General features: G+C 59.8%; 1 protein-coding gene. It reads right to left on the bottom strand.

Going from position 1 to position 261, the window contains the following annotated elements; genetic code table 11:
- Nucleotides 1-67: 67 nt before the first annotated feature.
- A partial coding sequence (locus SB786_RS36715; protein WP_410731648.1) for a hypothetical protein occupies nt 68-261 on the bottom strand: 194 nt, incomplete at its 5' end.

Raw genomic sequence — 261 nt, 5'->3', positions numbered from 1 at the left:
CCCACTTCCACGCTCTGAATGCCGCGCTGCGTTTTCGCGCCTTCCGTGTCGGCGTTGCGAGGGGTCTTCACGCGTTGTCCCGGGCTGAAAAAGGGTCCATGTTAACCGAAGCGCGCGCGATTTCCCGCCGATCGCCCGCCGATCGCCTGCGCGGGCGAAGCGGCGCAAAGCGCAACTGTCGGCGCGATCCAGAAATTAGCAAATAGCGATAGTATTCGCTATTGACAAATAAAAATCGCTGGACGATCATGGCCTCACCCC

This window comes from Burkholderia sp. SIMBA_062, from assembly GCF_046534765.1.
In the GTDB taxonomy this organism is placed as follows: domain Bacteria; phylum Pseudomonadota; class Gammaproteobacteria; order Burkholderiales; family Burkholderiaceae; genus Burkholderia; species Burkholderia ambifaria.
This window is presented reverse-complemented; position numbering and strand designations above follow the sequence as displayed.